Origin of the sequence: Chryseobacterium sp. RLHN22, assembly GCF_051011795.1 — a bacterium.
GTDB classification, from domain to species: domain Bacteria; phylum Bacteroidota; class Bacteroidia; order Flavobacteriales; family Weeksellaceae; genus Chryseobacterium; species Chryseobacterium zhengzhouense.
In genome coordinates this window covers 144,651-168,671 of record NZ_JBPCHW010000001.1, presented here as the reverse complement: position 1 = coordinate 168,671, position 24,021 = coordinate 144,651, and the positions used below count along the sequence as shown (strand labels likewise).

At 39.2% G+C, this 24,021-nt stretch carries 13 protein-coding genes; all 13 read right to left on the bottom strand.

Features of this window, described 5'->3' with window-relative positions; genetic code table 11:
* Positions 1–4 precede the first annotated feature (4 nt).
* Positions 5–2,527, bottom strand: a complete 2,523-nt coding sequence (locus ACR1PN_RS00815; RefSeq protein WP_433978459.1) for a glycosyl hydrolase 115 family protein — start codon at positions 2,525–2,527, stop codon at positions 5–7.
* A gap of 242 nt (positions 2,528–2,769) precedes the next feature.
* A complete protein-coding gene (locus ACR1PN_RS00810; RefSeq protein ID WP_433978458.1) occupies positions 2,770–4,713 on the bottom strand; it encodes a glycoside hydrolase family 97 catalytic domain-containing protein in 1,944 nt (647 codons plus the stop codon).
* A 2-nt stretch (positions 4,714–4,715) separates the two neighbouring features.
* A complete protein-coding gene (locus ACR1PN_RS00805) occupies positions 4,716–6,083 on the bottom strand; it encodes a glycoside hydrolase family 43 protein (RefSeq protein ID WP_433978457.1) in 1,368 nt (455 codons plus the stop codon).
* A gap of 125 nt (positions 6,084–6,208) precedes the next feature.
* On the bottom strand, positions 6,209–7,615 hold the full coding sequence (locus ACR1PN_RS00800; RefSeq protein ID WP_433978456.1) for a glycoside hydrolase family 43 protein: 1,407 nt from the start codon (positions 7,613–7,615) through the stop codon (positions 6,209–6,211).
* 7 nt (positions 7,616–7,622) lie between these two features.
* A complete protein-coding gene (locus ACR1PN_RS00795) occupies positions 7,623–9,641 on the bottom strand; it encodes an NPCBM/NEW2 domain-containing protein (protein ID WP_433978455.1) in 2,019 nt (672 codons plus the stop codon).
* A gap of 122 nt (positions 9,642–9,763) precedes the next feature.
* The gene (locus ACR1PN_RS00790; protein WP_433978454.1) at positions 9,764–11,137 is read right to left on the bottom strand and encodes a glycoside hydrolase family 43 protein; all 1,374 of its coding nucleotides are present in this window, start codon (positions 11,135–11,137) and stop codon (positions 9,764–9,766) included.
* Between the two features lie 17 nt (positions 11,138–11,154).
* Positions 11,155–13,599 carry a TIM-barrel domain-containing protein gene (locus ACR1PN_RS00785; RefSeq protein ID WP_433978453.1) on the bottom strand — a complete coding sequence of 815 codons (2,445 nt, stop codon included), beginning with the start codon at positions 13,597–13,599 and terminating at the stop codon, positions 11,155–11,157.
* Positions 13,600–13,962: 363 nt separating this feature from the next.
* Positions 13,963–15,888 (bottom strand): alpha/beta hydrolase-fold protein, encoded by a 1,926-nt coding sequence (locus ACR1PN_RS00780; protein WP_433978452.1) that lies wholly within the window; start codon positions 15,886–15,888, stop codon positions 13,963–13,965.
* 308 nt (positions 15,889–16,196) lie between these two features.
* Positions 16,197–17,810 carry a glycoside hydrolase family 43 protein gene (locus ACR1PN_RS00775; RefSeq protein ID WP_433978451.1) on the bottom strand — a complete coding sequence of 538 codons (1,614 nt, stop codon included), beginning with the start codon at positions 17,808–17,810 and terminating at the stop codon, positions 16,197–16,199.
* A gap of 215 nt (positions 17,811–18,025) precedes the next feature.
* Positions 18,026–19,744 (bottom strand): glycoside hydrolase family 43 protein, encoded by a 1,719-nt coding sequence (locus tag ACR1PN_RS00770; RefSeq protein WP_433978450.1) that lies wholly within the window; start codon positions 19,742–19,744, stop codon positions 18,026–18,028.
* Between the two features lie 103 nt (positions 19,745–19,847).
* Positions 19,848–20,663 carry an SDR family oxidoreductase gene (locus ACR1PN_RS00765; protein ID WP_433978449.1) on the bottom strand — a complete coding sequence of 272 codons (816 nt, stop codon included), beginning with the start codon at positions 20,661–20,663 and terminating at the stop codon, positions 19,848–19,850.
* A gap of 126 nt (positions 20,664–20,789) precedes the next feature.
* Complete coding sequence (gene uxuA / locus ACR1PN_RS00760) at positions 20,790–21,959, bottom strand: mannonate dehydratase (protein ID WP_433978448.1); 1,170 nt, start codon at positions 21,957–21,959, stop codon at positions 20,790–20,792.
* Between the two features lie 79 nt (positions 21,960–22,038).
* Complete coding sequence (locus ACR1PN_RS00755; protein ID WP_433978447.1) at positions 22,039–24,012, bottom strand: RagB/SusD family nutrient uptake outer membrane protein; 1,974 nt, start codon at positions 24,010–24,012, stop codon at positions 22,039–22,041.
* Positions 24,013–24,021 lie beyond the last annotated feature (9 nt).

Genomic DNA, 24,021 nt, shown 5'->3' with positions numbered 1-24,021 from the left:
ATTTTTAGTGAAGAATTTCACTTTCCGGTGCACCCAGATAAGAAGGCTGTAAACCTCCCGTATTGATCAATATTTTTTCCAGCACGATTCCCGGCTCCAGAACACGGAATCGAAATGTATGTTTTCCAGGTTGAGAAATCTGGTGTTTCGTTGCAGACTTAATGATATGTTCGGATTGCCATCTTCCCAATTCCCCTTTGTAATGACCATTGAAATTGACAATCTGCGGAGTTCCACCGTCAAAAGAAATTTCATAACGCAAACCTTTGTTATGATTATAATTTAAAGTTGGAGCTAATAAAAGCTGGACTTCAAATTCTCCTTTGGATTCAAAATTCATATCATATTCCAGATAAATATTTTCATCAGATTTTGGATAGGCGTTTTGTGGAAAGGTCGTCACACCGGATTTTGTTTTTCCGAAATCAGGAATCACTTCCCAATGGATTCGCTCTGAATTGCCCATTCTTGCAAAATTTTCCGCTTCAACGGAAACATAGCCGTTTTTCTCCTGAAACATTTTTTCTTTCGGGATATCAGCGTCAGAAACATGGGTAACTTCAGGCATTATATTTTCTTTCCCGTCAAACCAGGCTTTGTATCCAATCTTCATCTGGTCCATCATATGCTGCCATTTTCCACCGGCAATGACATTATTATACTGATTATCGAGATAAGCATTTCTATCAAAACATTCTTTCACCTTATCGGCATAAATATTAGCTTCGACATCTTTTTTAGCTGCCAATTCTTTGTTTTTTGCCACCGCATAATACATTTCATACAAATTGCTGCACGCATCAATCGGATATAAAACAAGTTGAAAATAGGCATCCTGATATTCTGCAGGAATCTTCTCTTTCAGACGTAAAGCTTCTAATGCCAATGCTCGATAATCATTCAAAACCGTTTCGAATTCATTATAATTTTGAAGACTGTAAGTTTTCCAGTCCAATGTTTCAGGCGTTACACGGCGGTTATATTTTGAATAAAGATTAATCATTTCCGCAATTTCTTTGGCGTATTTTTCACCAAATTGCTGTGCAGCCCATTTTTCAGTATATTCCAAAAGATTTTTTGAATTGAATTGCTTTGGATTCCAGGCCATTTCAAGGAAAAAGCTGATAGGAAATTCCATCGGCTTCAAATCCCCGACATTGACGACCCAAACCTTATCCACTTTATGTTCGTAGGAAAGATTCATCTGTTCCCAAACTCTCTGAATCGGACTGATATTGATCCATTTTGAATTTCTCGGTCCACCCACATAATCAAAGTGGTAATACATTCCGTAACCGCCTTTATGCAAAGGTTTTGAAAGGTCCGGAAGTTTTCGAACATTACCCCAGTTATCATCACAAAATAGCAAAATCACATCGTCTGGAACTCGCATTCCTTTGTCATAATAATCCTGAACTTCTTTATATAAAGCCCAGACCTGAGGTGTTTTTTCTGCTTTTTTTCCTGTTACGTGAGCAATAATTTTTCGTTGGTCTTTCACGATTTTTTCAAGTAAGGAAATATTAGTTCCCTCTCCCATCGCTTCATCACCGTCGCCGCGCATTCCGACTGTGACTAGTTTTTCCCAGTTTTTGCTTCTTTCCAGCCCCAATTTCCAGAATTCCTGCAAAACTTTCTCATTTTTAGAATAATCCCAGACATTCGGAAGATTATTTTTTTTGATGTATCGGTGCCAATCGGTTTGAGCCTGAGCCATCGGTTCGTGGTGCGAAGTTCCCATAATAATTCCCATTTCATTGGCTAAAGGTCCGTTCAAAACGTCATCATCATAAAACGCTTTTCCCCACATCGCAGGCCAGATGTAGTTACCTTTCATACGAAGAATCAGTTCAAAAACTTTTTCGTAAAATTTAGAATTGATTCCTCCAAACGTTGCTCTTGCCCATCCTCCGAGTGAAGGTTCTTCATCATTCAGGAAAATTCCACGGTATTCTACTGCAGGTTCTCCGTCTGTGTAAATTCCTTTTTTAAAATAGATATTTTCTTTTTTCTCAACCGGAACATCCGCCCAATAATACCAGGGTGAAACCCCGATTTGCTGCGACATTTCGTAGATTCCGTAAATTGTTCCGCGTTTGTCGCTTCCTGCAATCACAATTGCTTCAGAAACGCCGGGAAATGGATTGCTGATATTTTGAATGATAAATTTTTCATTCTTTCCCTTGATTGAATTTCCATCAATTTTTTTAGCTTTAATTAAAGCATCAATGGTTTTGCTTTTCCCAACTTCACCAATAATGATGAGCATTCCGCTCGCTCCGGAATTTTGGGAAATAAGAGCAGGTTGAACACCTGTTACTTTTTGAAAATCAGATTGAAGATTTTTAACCGCTCTTAAAATTCCATTATCTATTCCGGAATTGACAAAAACTGAAAGGCTGACTGATTTTTCTTTCAATACAATTGTTTCTGAATTTTTTTCTGTGCTGATGAATCGTTCTGTTGCATTAAGCTGCAAACAAAATCCGAATAATGTGACGAGAAAAAATATTTTTATTTGGTTCATAATTTTTTATTTTATTAATAATGAAATCTTGCAGGTTTTACGTAATTGAACCCTTCAGGGTTCACATTTTATTTTACATTTCGTTTTCCATAGGTTGCACCTACGGCTATTGATATTGAACCCTTTGGTTCTTTTGCGATGAATCTTATGCAGCCCGACTTGAGCGGAGCTCTTTTTGCCGTAGCAAGGCGGAGGCAAAAAAGCGGGAGCGGAAGGCGGATTAAGCTGCCCAAACTATAAAATCAATACCTCAAAACAAAACCTCCGTTTGGCTGGATTTCTATGTTAAAATCACCTTTTGCATTCACTTTTACTTCTTTTTCAGAAGAATTTCCCTGAGCATCGTCATTGATGAATTTCACAGTTTTCCCGGCAAACATTGGAAGACTGATTTTCAGATTTTTAACCGTTTTTTCTGCATTAATTCCTGCAACATACCATTGATTCTGATGTCTTCTGGCAATCACGGAATATTTTCCGGGATATCCATCGATGAACACTGTTTCATCCCAAAGCGTCGGAACATCTTTCATAAAATCGAGCTGGAATTTTGGAGCATCGGTCAGGTTATTCGGCATTATACCAAACATCTGAACCGGATTTTGAAACAGAATCGCCGTTGCCAACTGAAAACCATCTGTGGTGTATCTTTTATTTTTATCCTTATTGGATTTTGTTAAATATTTATTCAGGAAAGTCCCGCCAAACTCCATATTTCCGACCGTATTTCTGATGAATGGATGTAATGTTGCGAAAAACGCTTCCTGTTTGCGGACGTCTTCTGAAAAATACAGCATTTCCGAAGCTAAAACAGCCTCGCTTCCTGCATAATTCGGGTACATCACTTCCCAGCCTCTCGGCAAAGTTGCTCCGTGGAAAATGATTTTTAATCCAAAATCGTTGGCATCGGAAAGAATATCTTCATAAAGACGCATCGTTTCCTGCTTGTCGCCTCCGAAAAAGTCGACCTTCAGACCTTTTACACCGATATCTTTCAGCCATTTCATTTCCTTTTTTCGTTCGATGGATGAGCTCATTTTATTTCTCGGTCCCATCGGCGCGTCGTTCGCAGCACCGTTGGAATTATACCAAAGCAATACCTCAACATTTTTGGATTTGGCATACTGAATGAGGTCTTTCATTCGCTCTTTTCCGATATTTTTGTCCCAAAGTGCATCAATCAAAATGTATTCATAACCGAGTTTTGATGCTAAATCGATAAAGAGACTCTGGTCTTCATAATTCATACTGTTGTCCTGCCACAAAATCCAGCTCCAGGTAGATTTTCCGAAAGTGTATTTTTGTGAAGGTTCATACATCGGTTCTACGACATCAAAAGGAATCGTCGTTTCAACAATCGGTTTCAGAGAATCGCCAATCGTAATAGTTCTCCAAGGTGTTTTTCCCGGAAGTGAAATGGCAGCTCCGGTACTTCCGAAACCATTGTTTTCAGCCATATTCGGATAAGCAACCTGATAAAGATTTTTTTCTGAAGTCGTATCCAAATGAGAAGCGCAGTACAAACTGTTCACTCCTGTTTCAGACAATAAAATCCAGCCGTCATTTCCAATATGAAATAGTCCAGGGAAAACGTAACCATAATCGGCTTTTGTTCCTAATTCTGCATCAGCTTTATAACCGCTTTCGTAGCTTGGAGCGGTTCTGGCAAAACCTGTCATCGGCTTCATCATCGGAGAAAGGAAAGTCGTGGTTTGAGACGGAAATCTGTAACCTGTAATTTCCGATTGTACAATTGCGCTCAAACGGTCTTTCATCGGCTGAATCTCATATCTGAATGCGACATTATTATCGCTCACCCGAAATTCAATTCCGATATTGAAGTTATCTGCATTGGTAAAATTGATTGTCAGAGTATTAGCTGTATAACTGACTTGTGATTTTTTGATTTTTTCGTTGGTGTAATTTTTGGAAATTTTATCTTTTTTGCTGTCAATGAATTTTAAATTTTTAGAGAAATCAGATTCATTGGTGATTAAGCCCAATGGAGATTTATCAAGCATTGTTTTCCCTTGAAAAGTAACATTATAAAGCGCTTTTCCGTTTTCTGAAAAGACATTCAGTTTCAATTTTCCGTCAGGACTGAAGATTTCTGCAACCTGCGCAAAAACAGTATTCATAATGAGAATACTAAAGGCGAGTGATAGTTTAAAAAAAAGTTTAATCATAATTAATTATTTTCAAGAAAAGTCCAATAATCGAAAAACATTATATCTTTTGCTGCTTTTCCATTAAATACAAAATATACATCGTGAACACCGGTAATTTTTTCCTTCACTTCGGCTTTTACCGTTTCCCAACGGTCGTCTCCTCCTGTCAACGGAACTTTTACCGTAGCGATAACTTGTCCGCTTACATTGTCCAGATGAACGTCCATCGTCACATCGCTGTTGTGTGTCGTTCCAACTCTGGCTGAAAATGCTGATGCTCCTTTTTTACCAAAATCAACATTTTTCACGCTCGTATAAGCGCCACTTTTTTTAGCTTTGATGAAGACGCCTGCTTCTTTGTTCTGATAAGATTTTACATTTTCCGACCACGCAATCATTTCCGCCTGATTAAAAGCATAAGGATTAACGGTGGCAATGGCTTTGGTAATTCCATTTGTCATTTTGATGGGCGAAATCGAACCGTCTTTATTAAAATTAAGTTCTTCCACACTCACAGACCTTGTGAACCCGCTTCCTCCCGGCAAAGCGCCATTGTGATAAAAGAAATAGGATTTTCCTCTGAAATCAACAATTCCGGGATGGTTGGTGAAAGATTTTCCTTCGGTTGGCATTAACATTCCGCCGTATTTCCACGGTCCCTGTGCACTTTTGCTGGTTGAATATCCGATAAATTCAGGAAGCGGACCGCCCGGCCAGAACAGATAATACAGATTTTTTCTTTTGTACAGCCAAGGTCCTTCCTCGTATTTTGTAGGTCTTTCTGGGTTTTCTTTTCCGTCTCTTTTTCCGAAAGATTCTGCGGTCATTGGCACTTCTACAATATCGCCGGAATAGGAAATCATATCCTGATTGAGCTTAACCATTTTAAGTTTGGGATTCCCCCAATACATATAGGCCTGACCGTCGTCATCAATAAAAACCGTCGGGTCAATATCGCCCCATTCACTCTGAACCAACGGTTTTCCAAGCGGGTCGTGAAATGGGCCAAACGGACTGTCACCCACTGCAACACCAATCGCTCCTTTATTGTTGGTTTTAGACCACATCGGAACGTACATAAAGAATTTGCCGTTTCTTTCCACGCATTGCGCTGCCCAGGCATCACGTTTTGCCCAGTCGAAATCTTTATAACTCAGAATGCTTCCGTGGTCGGTCCAGTTCACCATATCGTTGGTGGAATAGACCTTCCAGTCGTTCATTACAAACCAGGTGGAATCGTCCTCATCGTGAGTGGTGTAGACGTAAAGCCTGTCGTTATAGACCATTGGCGCAGGGTCTGCCGTATAATTGGTCTGAATAATGGGATTCTGGGAAAATAATATTCCCGAATATGCTATTAAACAGAGATTGAGTATTGTTTTTTTCATATTTAATTTTTTGATTTTGAACACTAAGTGCTCAAAGTTTTTTTATAAATATTTTCTTTAGGTTCACAAAGCCGCTAACGCTTATAAAAGTCTTACGTTATTAATTCTAACAAAAGAATTTTAATTTATTTTTTCTGAAAACTCCAGTGGTCAAAATTGAAAAGAACTCTTCCGGCTGTAATGTTTTTACCTTTAAAGACAAAATAAACATCGTGAACGCCGGAAACCGATTCTGAAATTTTTGATGTAAGGGTTTTAAATTCTTCCCAACCTCCGGTTCTAGGAACTTCAATCTCGGCAATTTTATTTCCGTCCAATTTATCCAATCTCACTTCTAAAATTCCTCCGTCAACACCTGCGGCAATTGAAGCTGAAAATTCAGAGGCGCCTTTTTCAAAATCCACCGAACGAACTTTGATATAACCTCCCACTCTGGTATCGGAAACATAAACTCCCGTCTTTTTGTTTTCGGAAGTGCTGCATTTCTCTGACCACGCCATCGTTTGTGCTTCATTTCTTTTGTAGGGATTGAGTGTTGCAACGGGATTTACGCCCTCTTTAGTCATTGCAATTTTCGGGATGCTTCCATCCTGATTGTATTTGAATTCTTCAATAGACGTTGACCTTCCGTAACTTCCTGCGCCGGGCAATAATCCTGTGTGATAGAACAGGTAGGATTTTCCTTTAAAATCGATAATCCCGCCGTGGTTGGTAAAACTGTTGGTAGGTTGGCCGGTCATTATTTTTCCCTGATATTTCCACGGTCCGGTCGGCGAATCGCTTATAGAATAAGACAGACATTCGGTTCGGTCGGTCATTCCGGCATACATCATATAATATTGCTTGTTGCGTTTGTAGAACCAAGGTCCTTCCACGAAAACATCTTTAAACTGTTCCTGTTTCTGCAAAACCTCATCGTTTCTTCCGGGACGTCTCAATCCTCCAAAAGCTTCCACCGATTGTGGAATTTCGGTGATTTTTCCATCATACGAAACCATATCTTTGTTGAGCTTCACGTAAAATAATTTGCTGTTCCCCCAATATAAATAGGCTTGTCCGTCATCATCAATAAAAACCGTCGGGTCGATATTATCCCAGGTTCCCGTTGTCACCAATGGTTTTCCGAGTGCATCTTTAAAAGGGCCTGTCGGACTGTCAGATACGGCAACGCCAATCGCCATATTGTTATCAACGGTCTGAACGCAGATGTACCAATAGAATTTGCCATTACGTTCAATGCATTGTGCCGCCCAGGCTCTGTCACGGGCCCAGCTGAAAGATTCCAGTGACAGTGGAGAACCGTGGTCGGTCCAGTTGACCATATCATCAGAAGAATATACTCTCCATTTCGTCATATAATAAAAATCATAGCCGGGAATATCGTCTCCGGTGTAGACATACATTTTGTTTTTGTACACCATCGGTGCAGGATCCGGTGTAAAATGAGTCTGGATTACGGGATTTTGGGCAGAAATACAAATTCCTGCCAGCAAAAATGATAATGCGATATATTTTGATTTAAATTGAATCATATTTAAATTATTTTGATGAAATAAATTTATAGTAAGCCACACCGTGCGCCGGAATATCCAGTGATAATGCCTGATTCGTTGTATTGATTTTTGCAATATCCTTCTGTCTCCAGATATCTCTTACGGTTTGGCGACCGGAAATCCCGAGCTGTTTGAAATCTTTATAAGACATATCCACTTTTTCCCTTCCGAAATTGGCAAAAGCCACCGCTTTTCCGCCATCTTCAAGGTCTTTTACATAAATTTTCAATTCGCCAATTGTTTGAAGACAAACGCCCTGTTTTCCCAGAGCATCCTGATTTACGGCAATGACCTCATCATTCGTTAAAAGATTTAAAGTAAAATCATCCAGTTTCTCTAGGTCGCAACCAATCAGTAATGGTGCAGAAAAAATGCTCCAAAGACTGATATGTAAATATTGTTCGTCCGGTTTCAATCGGCTCTGATGTGGATTTCCCCAACCTACGACGCCTACTACCAACATATCAGGGTCATTCCAGTTGCCGGGTTTTGCGTAAGAAGCCGCTTTGTCCTGAGCCAAAGCAATATTTTTAACACTTGCCCAGGTATCGGTGATGTCATTGGTTGTTCGCCAGGATTGCGCATCGGCATCATTTCCCCATTTCCAGACATCGCCCATCCCGTATTGGCAAAGATTATACACAATATCACGAGGCTGGGTTTTTAATAAATCTCCCATTAATTTAAATGGCTTTACGCCTTTATCCAAATCTCCTCCACCCTGAAAATTGAGGGAAGAAACTTTATTAGGGTCGTTATCGGGCAAACCGTCAATCACTCCTCCGTAACTGCACCAATCGTATTTCAGATAATCGATTCCCCATTTTGCGTAGCTTTCGGCATCCTGCTTTTCGTAGCCGTAGCTTCCTGCGCAACCACCGCAAGTCCAGGGTCCGGGAGAGGAATAAATTCCTGCTTTAAGACCTTTTGAATGAAAGTAATCGGTTAATTCCTTCATATCCGGGAATTTTGAATTGGTTAAAATATAACCGTTTTCATCACGCATTTTCCCTTTGAAAGACGGGTCTTTTCCATCTCTGTTGTATTGCCAGGAATCATCGATATTGATATAATTCCAGCCGTGGTTTATAAGCCCTGTTTTAACCAAAGCATCGGCAGCGCGTTTTACTTTATCGGCAGAAACTTCGTGCCCGAAACAGTTCCAGCTGTTCCATCCCATTGTTGGTGTCAAAGCTATTCTGTCACCGCTTTCTATTCTTAATTTTTTAGAAACCGAGCCTTTAGCATTTTTAGCTGTTAAAAGGACTTCATAGGTTCCTTTCGTATCTATTTTTCCGGTGATGATTCCAGTTTGTGAATCTATTGTTAAACCTTTCGGAAGATTTTTTGCCGTAAAAGTCATTGGCCTTTCACCTGTTGCTGCAACCCTGAACAAAAAAGGTGAGCCGGGACGAACGCCATAAACGCCTGCTGAGTTAATTTTTGGCGTTGCCGCAGGTTTTGGCGTCAAAATATATGGTACTGATGAAATCGGATTAAATGTTATCAGTTTTGCACCGTCTGCTGTTTCAAATTTGGCATCTGCCCAATCAGCGTGGTCATAATAAGGTCCGTTTCCGCCATCTGTTACGACTAATTCTACTTGTTGTATACCTTCCAGCGAAACGGAAACAGGCTTTGCTTTATCTCCTAATTTCATTATTCCGCTGGACCAAAGCTTTTTGTTGTCGCCGTAAATTTCAAATTCGGCAGCGGGATTTTGCCCTTTGATTTCATCATCCATTCCCACCATTGAGGAAAAGCTTTTTGCTTTGCCATTTAATTTAATCAACAAAGAACTTTCAGCGTGCGTACCAAAACCTCTTTTGAAAACTTCGCCGGCAATCGTCATAGGTTTTCCGTCCACCGAAGTATTGATGCCGGGTTTTCCGTGTCCCTGTGTTGCCACGCTCAAATCCAATTGGTCCAGCCAAACGGTTGACTGCGCATTTAAATAGCATCCGGCAATGAGAAAGCTGAGAACAAAAAGTTTAAATCTGAACATTTTTAAAATTTTAACTAATAATTAATGTAACTCATAACAATAAGTTTTGGCTAAAGCCACCCATATTCTTTCTTTATAAAATGGGCTAAAGCCCATTCCTATTGATATTTCTGAATTCAGCTTTAATTTTCATTAAATTTCCACCAATCGAAATAGAAAGGGTCTTTTTCACCTTTAAAAACAAAATATAAATCGTGGATTCCTTTTACACTTTTCAGAGGTGTATTAATGGTTTTATATAGGTCTCCCTCACCCTTTCCTGTAACGTTAACAACTCCCAGCAATGACCCATTAAGAGCATCTGAACGCACTTCTATTTTTCCCCCATAGAGAGAAGCAACGTTTACATCCAAAGATTTTACGCCTTTGGAAAAATCTACCCCTTGGATTTTAATATAATCACCATTGTTAATAGAGGTAACGATGACACGGTCTGTGATTTTTTTACCTCTGTTATAGGGTTGATTGCGTTCCCATTCTGTGACCATTTCTGTTTTCAGACCTTCGCTGTAAGCCATAGTTTCTGCTTCAACTTTTTTATAAGGGTCCAGAGTGCCCACTCTTTTTGCACCATCCGTAGTCCAGAAAGGAAGCTTCTGAATGGTTCCATCTGCATTGTAGGTAATTTCTGTGACACTAACAGACCTACGTTCGTAATGTTTGCTCATCGTCTGCATTCTAAGCATATGATTGAATCCGAAAACATAAGATTTGCCTTTGAAATCTATGATACCGGGATGATTTCCGCTGGATCTCTGGTCGCCATCCATTATCACACCTCCATAATTCCAAGGACCTGTAGGTGATTTTGCCATTGCATAACCAATCCCTTCCGGACAACATTTAGAAGCATAAGCCATATAGTAGATTCCGTTTCTTTTCCACGCCCAAGGTCCCTCCTGATATTTGAAAGGATCTGGCTGGTCTTTGACCTTCGCAAACGAAGGGTCTTTGGTAATTGGGCCGGCAAGAGATATCATATCTTCGTTGAGTTTAGCATACCAAAGATTCGGATTTCCCCAGTAGAGATAAGCCTGCCCGTCGTCGTCAATTAAAACTGTGGGATCGATGTCATCCAGAGAATTTTTAATCAAAGGCTTACCAATAGGATCGGTGAAAGGACCATACGGACTGTCCGCCACCAAGACTCCAATCCCCATATTGTTGGGCATTGGACAATACATATAGAATTTCCCTTTTCTTTCAACAACCTGTGGCGCCCAGGCACCGTTGTCGGTATTTACCCATTTAAAATCTTTAAGAGAAGCCATGACACCGTGGTCTGTCCAATTGACCATATCTGTGGAAGTGTATAGTAACCAGTCTTTCATTTTAAATCCGAAAGCATCGTCCTCATCGTGGCTTGTGTACAGAAAAACCGTGTCATTATGAACCATTGGTGCAGGATCGGCGGTAAATTTCGTCTGAATGATGGGATTTTGAGCTAAGGAAATCTGAAAAAATCCTAAAATCGTTATTAAACTTACAAATTTCATAATTAAATATTTTAAGATTATTTAAAATTGACATTCACTTTCTTTCCGGAATAATTCACCGATTTTTGTTGACCATCAGGAAGGATTATATTGAAATTCCGTTTATCAATCATACCTTTAAAATTTCCTTTTCGGGAATCTATCGTTAATGTTTTTGATTTTTCGTTCCAGTGGAATGGGATTTCAGTATAATTTCCTTTTTCATAATTGTAATTATCGAATTCGTCTTCGTATAAGATAAAATCTGCGTCAGTTCCCGGATAGATTTTTACGGTAAGGTTATCCCATTTTTTCTCAGTAGCATATTGTACATCAGGACCAAACGGAATGATGCTTCCCGTTTTAACATACAAAGGAATGCTTTGAAGATTAACAGATTTTTCGATTTCCTGACCGCCTTTGTGTTTTTCATTCGTCCAGAAATCAAACCAGTCTGCACCGGCAGGAAGGTAGACTTTCACAGTTTTATTTTGAGTGAAATCTATATTGGAAAGCGAATTTTCTTTTTTGCTGGCATCGGTTTTATTCCAGCCTTCATTTTCATCGGTTTTTACTATTTTTTCAGGAGTATATTGAGCATTCAGAATTGGTGCAACTAAGAATGATTTACCGAAAAGATATTCATTATTGATATTCCAGGTTTTTTTGTCTGATGAAAAATCCATCGAAAGTGCTCTCAAAAAACTCGAATTATTTTTAGAAACATCCCAAGAAACGGAATAAATGTAGGGCAACATACTGTAACGAAGATTGATAAATTTCTCTATCGCATCATAGACCACATCTCCTTTTTTCCCGAATTGATAAATTTCCCTCGGAACATCGGTTCCGTGGGAACGCATCATTGGCGTGAAAGTTCCGTATTGCAACCAACGCACGTACAATTCCTGAAACATCGGATTGTTGGCGCCTCCGTTTCTTTTATAAACACCGGCAAAGAAACCGCCGATATCAGAATTAAAATTTGGATTTCCAGTCAGGCTGAAATTTAAACCTGCCGGAACCTGATTGCGCAACATTTCCCACGAAGAGTTGACATCGCCCGACCACGTATTAGCTGCGTATCTTTGCTGTCCTGCAAAAGCCGAACGCGTCAAAATAAAAACCCTTTTATCACTCGTAGTTTCACGCTGATGGTCGTAAACGCCACCAACGGTCATCAGCGGATACGCATTTCTCACTTTTCGGAATGAACCAAGATAAGTTTTGGTGTCCAAATCTTCCGGTTTTTGGCTGAGATGATCCGGTTCCGTAGAATCCATCCACCAAGAATCTACACCAAGACTGAAAACGCCTCTGTTGAGATATTTCCAGTAAATATCCCTGGCTTCGGGATTGTAAGCATCGTAAACACGGACTCCTGAAGGATAATTCATATCGGGAGGCCAAACTTCCCGGCCAGATTCCGGCCAGGTTTTGAAATCGAACAGCATTCCTTTTTTATCCATTTCACGGTACTGATTGGTCATCGGTCCGAATGACGACCAGATGGAAACCGAAAGATGCGCATTCATATCGTGAATATCCTGTATCATTTTTTTGGCATCGGGAAAATCAGGGCTGATGAAATCCATCGCATTCCACTGATAATTGTTGCCCCAATATTGCCAATCCTGAATGATTCCGTCAAGAGGTACTTTTAATTCCCTGTATTTTTTCACTACATCTACCAGTTCATCCTGACTTTTGTAGCGCTCTTTGCTCTGCCAGAAACCATAAGTCCATAAAGGAATCATCGGCACTTTTCCCGTAAGATTTCGCATTCCTGCAACTACACCATCCGCATTTTTTCCGTAGATAAAATAATAATCCACTCCTTCCCCAACTTCCGATGAGAATGATGTTTTGTCTGGTTTATCGGTAAATTGAGTCGGTGAATAATTATCCCAAAAAACGCCATACCCTTTCACAGACTGAAAAAACGGCACAAAATCCCAGGTATTATTCTGAATCATTTTAACATCCGTATTTCGCTGTGACATTTTTCCGTTCTGTAAAATTCCTAAGCCGTAGATGGGTTCATCTTTTTCCAGCTGAAAAGACTGTGTCACCGAATAAGTCGGGTTTCCCGCATCATTAAAAGGTTTGAAATCGCTTCCGGTTTCCTTTAATAGTTCTTTTCCTGAAGGTGAATTGTACGTTATTTCACCATTTTTAGCATCAATAAGAAGCTGTACATCATTTGTTTTTAATGAAATAATATGATTGTTTTCTGAAACTGAAAATTTAGTTTTCTGTTCTTTTTTGATGACTGACAAACTGTTTTTGTCAAATGATTTTCCGGCAGGATATTTAATAATTCTAATCGTATTTTCTCCATACAATTTCACTTCAACATTCATATTATCATTAGAAAACTTCAATCCTGAATATGTCTTCTGATAAGATTGCGCAACAATATTTCCCGATACGATAACGACCGTGATAATAAGTGTTTTGATTTTTATTCTGTTGAAATTCATTGGTGGATTGATTTTGGATTAGAACATTAAGAAATTAAGCCTGATTTATCAATTTTCTTTATAAATATTAATAGTATAAATCAACAGGTCGCTCCTCCGGAGCTTTGTTTTTTTTACTTTGTTTTTTCTACTATCAGAAAGTCCCGCTGGGACTAAATACAGCTCCTTTGGAGCGAACCGTTAATAGAAAACAATATTTTCAGAATTAAAAGCTCTGTAAGAGCGACCTGTTTTATTATATTCTATTTTTATCAGACAAGAATTTTAGCAAATCATTCTAAGAATACTTAATGCTTTTTCAAGAACAAACAAGTTTATTTTTATTAAGCAAATAAGACAAATCTCTATTTTTATATTTAATGTTTATTTAAAAAGCTCCTGTGCAAACTGATGCAAACTGTCTCTCCAAACCGGCCAGCTGTGACCTCCCGGATAATCTCTATACGAATATTTAATTCCGATTTTATCCAGCTCTTTCAGCATTTTCTGACCATTTTCGTAAGCAATATCTTCTTTTCCGCCCATTGAAATCCAGAAATTTTTGATATTGGATGAAAAGGCAGATTTATTTTCATTTAAAAATTTGTACTGTTTGTCGGCAACATCCTGAAGCATCGGCAACATATATCCTGAACTAAAAACACCCAGACTTGAGAACATATCTGAATTTTGAATCCCGGCATAAAGTGTATAGATTCCACCCATTGAAAGTCCGGCCAAAGCGCGGTTTTCTTTACCTTTTTTTATTCTGTAATTGGATTCGGCAAAGGGAATGATGGATTCTTTCAGCTCTTTTTCAAACATCTGGAGATTGCGTTCGCCAAAATTTCGGATTCCGCCTTGTCCGATATTGGCATCCGGCATAACGATGACCATCTTTTTAGCTTTACCTTCCGCAATCAGATTATCTAAAATCAGATTGGTTTTACCCTGATTGGCCCAACCGCTTTCATCTTCGCCTCCGCCGTGGAGAATGTATAAAGCTGGAAATGATTCGGAAGCATTTTGGTCGTAACCCGCTGGCGTATAAATGAAAACTCTCCTCCAAGAATTGGTCACTTTAGAATAGAAAATTTTGATACGAATATCACCGTGCGGAACGTCTTTTAAAGCATAAAAATCATCGCCATCAAAAGGAATATCGATTCCGCTGGCATATCTTCCCATTCCGTAGAATGTTTCGCTTGAAGGGTCTGCAACTGCAACACCATCAATCAGCAAAGAATAATAATGAAAGCTTCCGCTTTGTACATCCGTTGTTCCTGTCCAAAAGCCGTCTGTGTCTTTTTTGAGGTCGTATTTTTTTCCTAAATCAATCTGAACTTTTTGCGCTTCCGGAGCTTTTATCTTGAACATCACTCTTCCGTCGGAAAGAATTTGAGGGTATTGTGCATTCCTGATATTGGTTGCTGCAGGCGTTCCCAAAACGGTAAATCCATCAAATTTAGTTTTATCAACAGACTTAAATAAGAGCTGTGAAAAGATGTATAAATCATTTTTCCAAACCTTGAAATCGTGGCCGCCCGGTTCGATGTAGAAAATGTGCGGGATTTTATTTTTCTTCAGATAATCGCTGGTTCTTTTGCTGAAAGGCATCAATCCGTCTGCATCGCCACAGGAAATAAAAATCAGTTTCAGCTTCAGCGCATCTTGTGGATTAGGTAAAAGCTTGCTTGGTTCTTTGGTGTTGGGTGCTGAAGAAAATGCACCCAGCCAAGCAAATTTATCGATGTTGCCGAAAGCAAAATTCTGTGTTTGTCCACCTCCCATTGACAAACCCGCTAAAGCCCGGTTTTCACGGTCTTTTTTGACAGGATACTTTTTTTCTACAAATGGAATCAGGTCATTCAGCAAATCTTTTTCAAAAGTTGCGAAAGCTTCGACTTTATCCGGAGCCATAATATTTCCCGTTGCTCTGTCATCTTTCATCGCACGGCCGTTCGGCAAAACGACAATCATCGGCTGCAGTTTTCCCTGTGCGTAGAGATTGTCCAGGATAACATTCGGTTTTCCTTGGTTAAACCATTCTTTTTCATCGCCGCCAATGCCGTGAAGAAGATAAAGAACAGGATATTTTTCCCCTTTTTTGAATCCCGGCGGTACGTAAACCAATGCTTTCCTTGTAGTTCCAACGGTTTTTGAAGCATATTGAATGGTATCAATTTTTCCGTGCGGAATATCTTTTCTTTCCACATCAAAACCTTGCGGCGCCTGTCTGTCAGTATTTTGCGCAGAAACACACAGACCATACAATAGAAAAGTGACAGTGAATATCAGGGAATTTTTCATAAATTTTTATTTGTAATTTTTACACTTATTAATTTAGACAAAAAAATAAGACCGACAAGGGTTTTATCTTTTTTACATTTTTAATGTTAATTATCATTGTCGTAATTAACAGGTCGCCTCTACGAGGCTTTGGGGTTTTAACAATTATTTGCTATTAACAGGATGCTCCTATGGAGCAATAATCCTAATTTATTTTAACAGCGAATCTTCCGCAGCCCGACCTGAGTGGAGCTCTTTTTGTGGAGCAAAGCGGAACAAAAAAGCGGGAACGGAGGGCGGATAAAGCTGCCCAAATTATTCAATTGTAATTATTCCGAACTTATATTCACTCTGAAAAAATCAACATCTACAAAACCTCCCAGATTTTTGGTAGCATAATTAAAAATCGCAAATTTGGAACCCATAAAAAATCTTCGGTAATCGAAAATCATTTTGTAATCTTTTGCCATTTCTGTCCAGTTTTTTTGGTCGGTGCTGTAATAAAAATTAGCCAAATCTTTTCCGAGATTAAAATCGGCATCAATTTTAAAATAAACTTTGTCCGAGTTTAATGGGATTCTCTTTTTTTCTTCTTTTTTAACACTTGTAACCGCCTTCGTTTTATTATCTAAACTGACTTCATCTGTTGAAAAGACAATAAACTTTTTACCATTTTCCACTACCACAGATAAAATCCCTGAATCGCCGTTGAACGCACTGAAACCTGCTACATCACCGTCTTTCATCCCTTTTACATCCAAAGCAACTATACCACTGGATGTAGGACCTTCCATTCTTTGGGTCAACGTATTCGGAGCCAGGTATAGATTATCGACGACTCTATTCGTTTTTAACCTTAAAAAGCCTTTCCTGTCGGATAAAGACCAAGCTGTGTTGACAGGATTATGATTCCACTGCCACTGAATTTTCATTTTTTTGTCGGAAAATTCGTCACTTTCTACCAAATGATTTTTCGGTTTAAATGGTGGAAGCGGAATTTCACCCGTCAAAGGTACTTTTCCGTTGTCGCCCAAAATTGGCCAGTCGTTTTCCCATTTTACAGGGAGCAAAATAGGCACCCTTCCTACTCCATTTCTGTCTTGGAAAATCAGTGAATACCAATTACCATTTTTATCGTCAATCAAAGCACCTTGTCCTGCGTAGGAAAATCCAAGAAAATTGTCTTCAAGAATGACTTTTTTCTCATAAGGCCCGGTTACTTTATCAGCTCTGTACACTTCCTGACGGCGTTTTCCACCTCTCGGCCAGGAAATCATCATCATATAATATTTACCGTCTTTTTTAATGATTTGATTACCTTCCAAAAGTCCGGTTTCCGAAGCATCTTTCTGGAAAACTTCCGTTCCGTCCTGATTTCCGATAATGGTTTTAAAATCCGGACTCAGCTCAAAAACTTTGTTGGAAGTAAAAACGTAAACTCTATCATCATCATCGAAAAGCAAAGATGCATCGTGAAAATGTCTGGTTCTCGTGATGAGCTTCCAATTGCCTTTTTCAGGGTTATCGGAAACATAGAAATAGGATTTGAAAGGCTCATCATTCGGGGAGAACAGAACGTAATATTTTCCTTTGTGAAAACGGATGGACGACGCCCATTGTCCGCGCCCGTAAACGCTTCCGTCAATCAAATCGTATTTTGAATTATCATTTAGTGTATCAAAAACATAGCTCGACATTTCCCAATGGACCAAATCTTTGGAATGCATTACCGGAGCACCTGGCATAAGATGCATTGTGGTGCTTATCAGGTAAAAATCGTCGCCATTTCTGGTGATTGATAAATCCGGTGCATCTGCCCAGATAATCGGGTTCCTGAATGCCGTTGTCTCCTGTTTTTTTACAGGATTTACCTGGGCTGAAAGAAGATTCAGCCCGATACATCCCAAAAAAGAAACTATATAAAATGGTTGATTAATTTTCACGATTCTGATATTTTGGTTTGGTTGATTTTAATCAATCTTAAAAAACACTTCGACAAGCTCAGTGTGACATTGCTAATACTAACTGTTTATTTCAAATTGGCTTATCGTATCAAAGCCTATATTATCTTAAGTTTTGGCTAAAGCCGATTGATTGTTTTTCTTTGAAAACGGGCTAAAGCCCGTTCCTATTGATATTATGTACGATTGTTTCAATGTTAATTTGGCACAATATCGTTTGAAGAAGTACTGTACAATCCAATCAAACTTCCAGTGAAACCTCCTGCAACATCGGTAGAAAGGATATCGCCAGAAACCGGACCGCCAAGATTTTTGAAATTTTTGCCGTCCAAAGAATAATTAAAGCTAATGTTATCTTTCTCACCAACTGCCTGGAATTTAATGGTCTTACCTAATGAAATTTTCTCACTTGCAATCAGTTTTGAACTTCCTTTTTCAGTCCTTTCCAGAACAAGGTAGAAATCTTTGTCTTTCTTCGTAATACCAAAAACGTAATTGAATGTTTCGCTTTGGTAGAGCGTAATTCCGGCCAATTCTTTTTCAGATTTAGGTTTAAAATCAAGGGTTACAGATGTCTCAAAATCTTCGTGCTGTAATCTGTGGAACAAAGATGAAATCGGAGCCAACGCTTTGATATTTGTTTCCATCGGGTTCACTTTAACACCCGTTTTTGTAGTCGTAATGAAGTTTTCACGCGGTCCACGCATTGCAATCCAACGGAAATCGAGGTTTTTATCGGTCAGTTTATCATTATACGTGAAATTCCCGTTCGGAAAGAATCCGTTTTGTCCGGTTTGATTCTGAACACCTTGTGGCATTTTCAATTTCGGCTTCATCGGAACCAAACCATTTTGAAACACAGGATAAGTTCCGCTCCAATCCACCGGAAGAATAAAGGTTTCTCTACCGTGATTTACACGTCCTTTTTCGTTGGGACGAATGGCTAAAAATACGCCGTACCACTGTCCGTTCGGGCCTTCCACCAAATCGGCGTGACCCGCCCAATCCACTTTTTCCTTTCTGTCTCTAGGAAAATATCTTTGCGTAAGAATTGGATTGTTTTTAGCGGGAACAAATGGTCCTTTCGGAGAATCTGCCATAAAAATTACTTCGCTGTGGTTACCTCCGGTTCCGCCTTCCGCACACATCAGGTAATATTTTCCTTTGTATTTGTACAAATGCGGACCTTCAATCCAAATTGGCTTTTGAGAAAGATCCACTCCACCGTTTACAATAATTCTGTCTGAACCTGCGACAACCTGGTCTTTTTCCAAATCGTAATCCCACATTTTGATGACGCGGTGACCTTGATACTGCTCTGTTCCTTTTGGTGGAGCGTCGTTGTGAACGATGTAAGCTCTTCCGTCATCATCGAAGAAGATGGCAGGGTCGATTCCATCGAAATTCAGTTTCTGGACTTCGCTCCAGCCTTTTGCCGGGTCTTTGGTTTTCACGACCATATTGCCGACTCCCCCCGCGATTTGGGTGGTAATCATATAAAAGGTATCATTGTACTTGTTGTATTTGATATCCGGCGCGTAAATTCCCTGAGAAACGCCACCTTTTTCAACTTTAAGCTGAGAAGGTCTGTCAAGAACGTGTCCAACCTGCTTCCAATTCACCAAATCTTTAGAGGTGAAAATCGGAACACCCGGAAACATTGAGAAAGAAGAGTTTACCAAATAATAATCATCTCCTTTTTTGGTGATGCTTGGGTCGGGATAACAGCCCTGGAGAATAGGAGAATAGAATTCGTCTGATTTTAAAGGATTGTCGTTGTATATTTTGTCGTTTCCTTTATATTGAAAATCGGTGAATGTCTGGGCAGAAATATTGCTTACAGAAAGTAGAGCTGCTGCTGCAATAATGCCGGTTTTATGTGCTGAAAAAATCGATTGCATTAGTCTCTGTTTCATTATTATATTTTTAGATTATTAGGATTTTTATAAAAAATTGAAAAAGACCTTAACCTAAAATAATAAATTAAGGCCTTAACTATATGAAGAAAATAACTACAAATTATACCCCGCTGAAAGCACTGAAACCGCCATCTACAGGGATTAAAGCACCGGTAATGAAGCTTGCGGCATCCGAACAGAGAAACTGCACTGTTCCATTGAGTTCCTCCACTTCTCCGAATCTTTGCATTGGTGTCTTGGCCATTACTTTTTTGCTTCTGTCTGATAAAGATCCATCCGGATTCAGTAAAATGGCACGGTTTTGATCTCCTATGAAAAATCCGGGAGCAACGGCATTGACACGGATTTTATCTCCAAATTTTAAAGCTAAATCAGAAGCTAACCATTGTGTAAAGTTTGTAATTGCTGATTTCGCCGCCGAATAACCTGCCACTCTTGTAATTGCCGAATAAGCTGCCATTGAGGAAATATTCACGATACTTCCGCTTTTCTGCTCTGCCATCACTTTTCCGAAAACATAGCTTGGATAAACGGTTCCGTTGATGTTAAGGTCGGTTACCTCATCCCATCCGCTGATGTTCATATCGAAAAATGACTGCTCTGGAGATAATGTTGCTGAAGGAATATTTCCTCCTGCAATGTTCAGCAAAATATCTATTTTACCGTACTTTTCTATGATTTTCTTTGATGCATTTTCGAGGTTTTCAATGTTCATTACATTAGCTTCAACGGCAAATGCATCACCTCCTAAATCTGTAAGTTCCTTTATACGGGAATCCAGCGTCTCCTGGTTTCTACCCAAAGCCACTACTTTTGCTCCGGCTTCGATAAAGCTTTTGGCAAGGCTTCCTCCCAAAACGCCGGAAGCACCTGTAATGACCGCTACTTTATCTTTTATGCTGAATATTTCGTTCATTTTTAATTATTGATAAATGATGATTGATAAATGATAATATTGAACCCTTCGGGTGCGTTGGATTGTTCTGCTCTTTTTCCATAGGTTACACCTACGGTTACTGATATTGAATCCTTCGGATTCTCCTTATCTTGATTCAGAATTGACAGCTGCCATTGCTCCTTCAATCTGCCCCAAAGCCAGCATTCTTCCTAAGAAAGAATAACCGGGGTTGTAGCCTTTATCAATATCTTCTGACAACAATCTTCCATGGTCGATTCTCATTGGTAAATCTGGATTTTCTTTTTCGAAAACTCGGATAACGTCAATTAGTTTTCCTCTTCCGCCTAAATGATGGGCTTCGATAAAATCTCCGTTTTCAAAAACATTGGTGCTTCTCAAATGAACAAACTTTGTTCTGTGGGCAAATTTCTGAGCCAGCTTCGGAACGTCATTCTGAAGATTGGCACTCAAAGAACCTGCGCAAAATGTCAATCCGTTGTGAGGATTATCCACAGCATTCAGGAACCAATCGATATCTTCCTCATTAGTTACAATTCTTGGTAGGCCTAGCAGAGCAAAAGGTGGGTCATCGGGATGCACACACATCTGGATATTCCATTCTTCACAGACAGGCATTATTTTTTCAAGAAAATATTTTAGGTTTTCCCTAAGCTGGTTTTTATCAATTCCATCATATAAAGCCAATAAATTATTGAATTTTTCTACCGGATTTAAATCGCCCTCTTTGATATTTCCATTAACGAATCCCTGTGTTTTTACAATAACTGAATCTATCAAATCATTGTTATCTTTCTCTGTGAGTGTATTTTTTAATTCTTCAACTTTTTGGAGAATCTCACGAGTATAATCATTTTCTGCACCCTCTCTTTTTAAAATATGAATTTCAAAATAAGCAAATCTTGCTTTATCAAAATATAATGACGATGAACCGTCTTCCCATTCGTGGAAAAGATCTGTTCTTGCCCAATCTAAAACCGGCATAAAATTATAACAAACCGTAGTTACACCTGCTTTTCCTAAGTTTTCGAGACTTTTGATATAATTTTCTATCAAAAAATTACGGTCTTCACCTCCGTATTTGATCGCTTCGCTTACCGGAAGACTCTCCACAACAGACCAGCGAAGACCGTGACTTTCTATATAATTTTTATAATCGTTAATAGCCTCTAAGCTCCAGATTTCTCCGTTCGGAATATCGTGCAACGCAGAAACAATACCTTCCACACCAATCTGTCGAAGGGTTTGTAATTTAATTTTATCGTTCTTCCCAAACCAACGCCATGTTTTTTCCATTTGATTCTCTTTGTTAAAACAAAGCAGGTGCAGAACACACCCGCTTTGTTGAGGTTAATATGAATGTATTTTTATAATCTTAATAACCAGGATTCTGGTATTTTGCTTTTTCAGCAGCACTCAAACTCATATTATCTAATTGACTTTGCGGAATTGGTCTCAAGTAATGAAACTTCTGTATGTTTCTTGTGAAAGTCTGAGGAGTATGATCTCCATAGTTAACACCACCGATCTGATAAGTTGCAGCTACTTCGTTCCATTTCTGAGTACGAATGAGGTCATACCATCTGTAAAATTCTCCATAATACTCTCTAGAACGTTCTGCCAAAATGTAATCAATTGTTATTGTTGAAGGTGTAGCTGCTGTTAATGCAGCACTGTTATCAGCAATAAATGTAGTATTTTGAGCGTTGCTAAACCTCCATTTTCCTGCTCTGGCTCTGATTACGTTGATGAGATCTCTTGCAGACATTACTCCAGAAGCGCCCTTCACTGCTGCCTCTGCTGCAATAAAATAGAATTCTGAGAATTTTGCTACATTGAAAGGTCTTGTAAGACCTGCATTTGGATATCCTAAGCCGTTTGGATCCAATGTGCTATACGTTCCTATTTTCCACAGACCCGGATAAACCATTCTACTGATACCATTAGGTGCAACCACCCAATCAGCTCTTCCCGGTAAAGTTCCCGCTCCAACACCATTCTGTCCCTGTCCATTATTATAATTTGCATCAGTAGATTTAGGATATTCAGGAGTTTGAGTATCATCATTTAAAAATGTCAGGATAGCTCCTCCAGGTTGTACTGGCAAGGAATTGGCGTTATATAGTGTAATATTACCCAGACCGGCCTTTTCCCAGTTTCCTCTGTATGTAGTTACAAATGTTCCATCATAACGCGAGTCTAATGTTTTGTCTGCAAAAGTATTTTTAATAACTCCAATTGGGGGTGCCATACGTACCCATGGTCTTCCCAAAGATTGTGTAGCAGCACGTTGAACCGAGCTTACAATATCTGCAGGAGCCCACGCCGCTGTTTTACTACTTTTTAAATTGGTATAATTCCAGGTCTGCATCCAAGCAGCAAAATTATCTGGTGACCAAGCAGCACCAAAGCCAGTAGGATCTCCTTCGTTATAATATTGACTTGATGCAGTATGATCTGCATAGAGCATACACTCGCTGTTACGATCTTTCGAACCTTCATTAACATCATAAAATGTTGGTTGCAAAGAATAAGGACCAGGATTATTAATACCTGCCAACGCAATATCATATGCCTGTTGATAATACCATTGTGCATTATGTCCAGCAGGATCTGTTCTCGGTGTTTCAGGATAAGTAGGTATATTATTAGGATTCTCCAACCACCAACCATATGTTAAGTATGCTTTAGCTAAGAAAAGTCTGGCTACATTTTTTGTAACACCGCCAGTAACTCTCGGTTGGGCAGGAAGATTATCAATAGCCTTCAAAAGATCTGGGAATATTGCCTTTGTATAAACTTCTGGAACAGTATTTCTAACTGACGTTGTAACTGCAGAAGTGTTAAAAGTCAGCTCACCCGAACCAAGATCCAATGGAACACCACCATAGGTTTGAACTAATAAGAAATAATCAAAAGCTCTGAAGAATCGGGCTTCCGAAACCAGAGATTCTTGAATTCCGAAACTTGGACCTTTCTCAATAATACCATTTGCAGTATTAATATAAGGAAAAACTGAACCCCAAATCATACTTGGTGGGAAAGAATTTGAATTAAGACTTCCGATATTGCCTGTCATATCTAAATCCTTAAAATTTCCATCAGCACTTTGTCCCCAAGTAGCTTCATCAGTACCATTTTGGCAATTACTCATAAAATAGCCATTTCCATATAATGTTCTCATATGTCGGTACAATGCTGTCACGCCTTGTCGTATACCATCTTCTGTGCTGAAGAAATCTACTGTATAGTTTGCACGTGGTTGTTCATCTAGAATTTCATTACATCCTGTGAATGCCAAAGATAGAAATAATGAGCCTATAAGTATTTTTTTATTAAAATTTTTCATGACCTTACT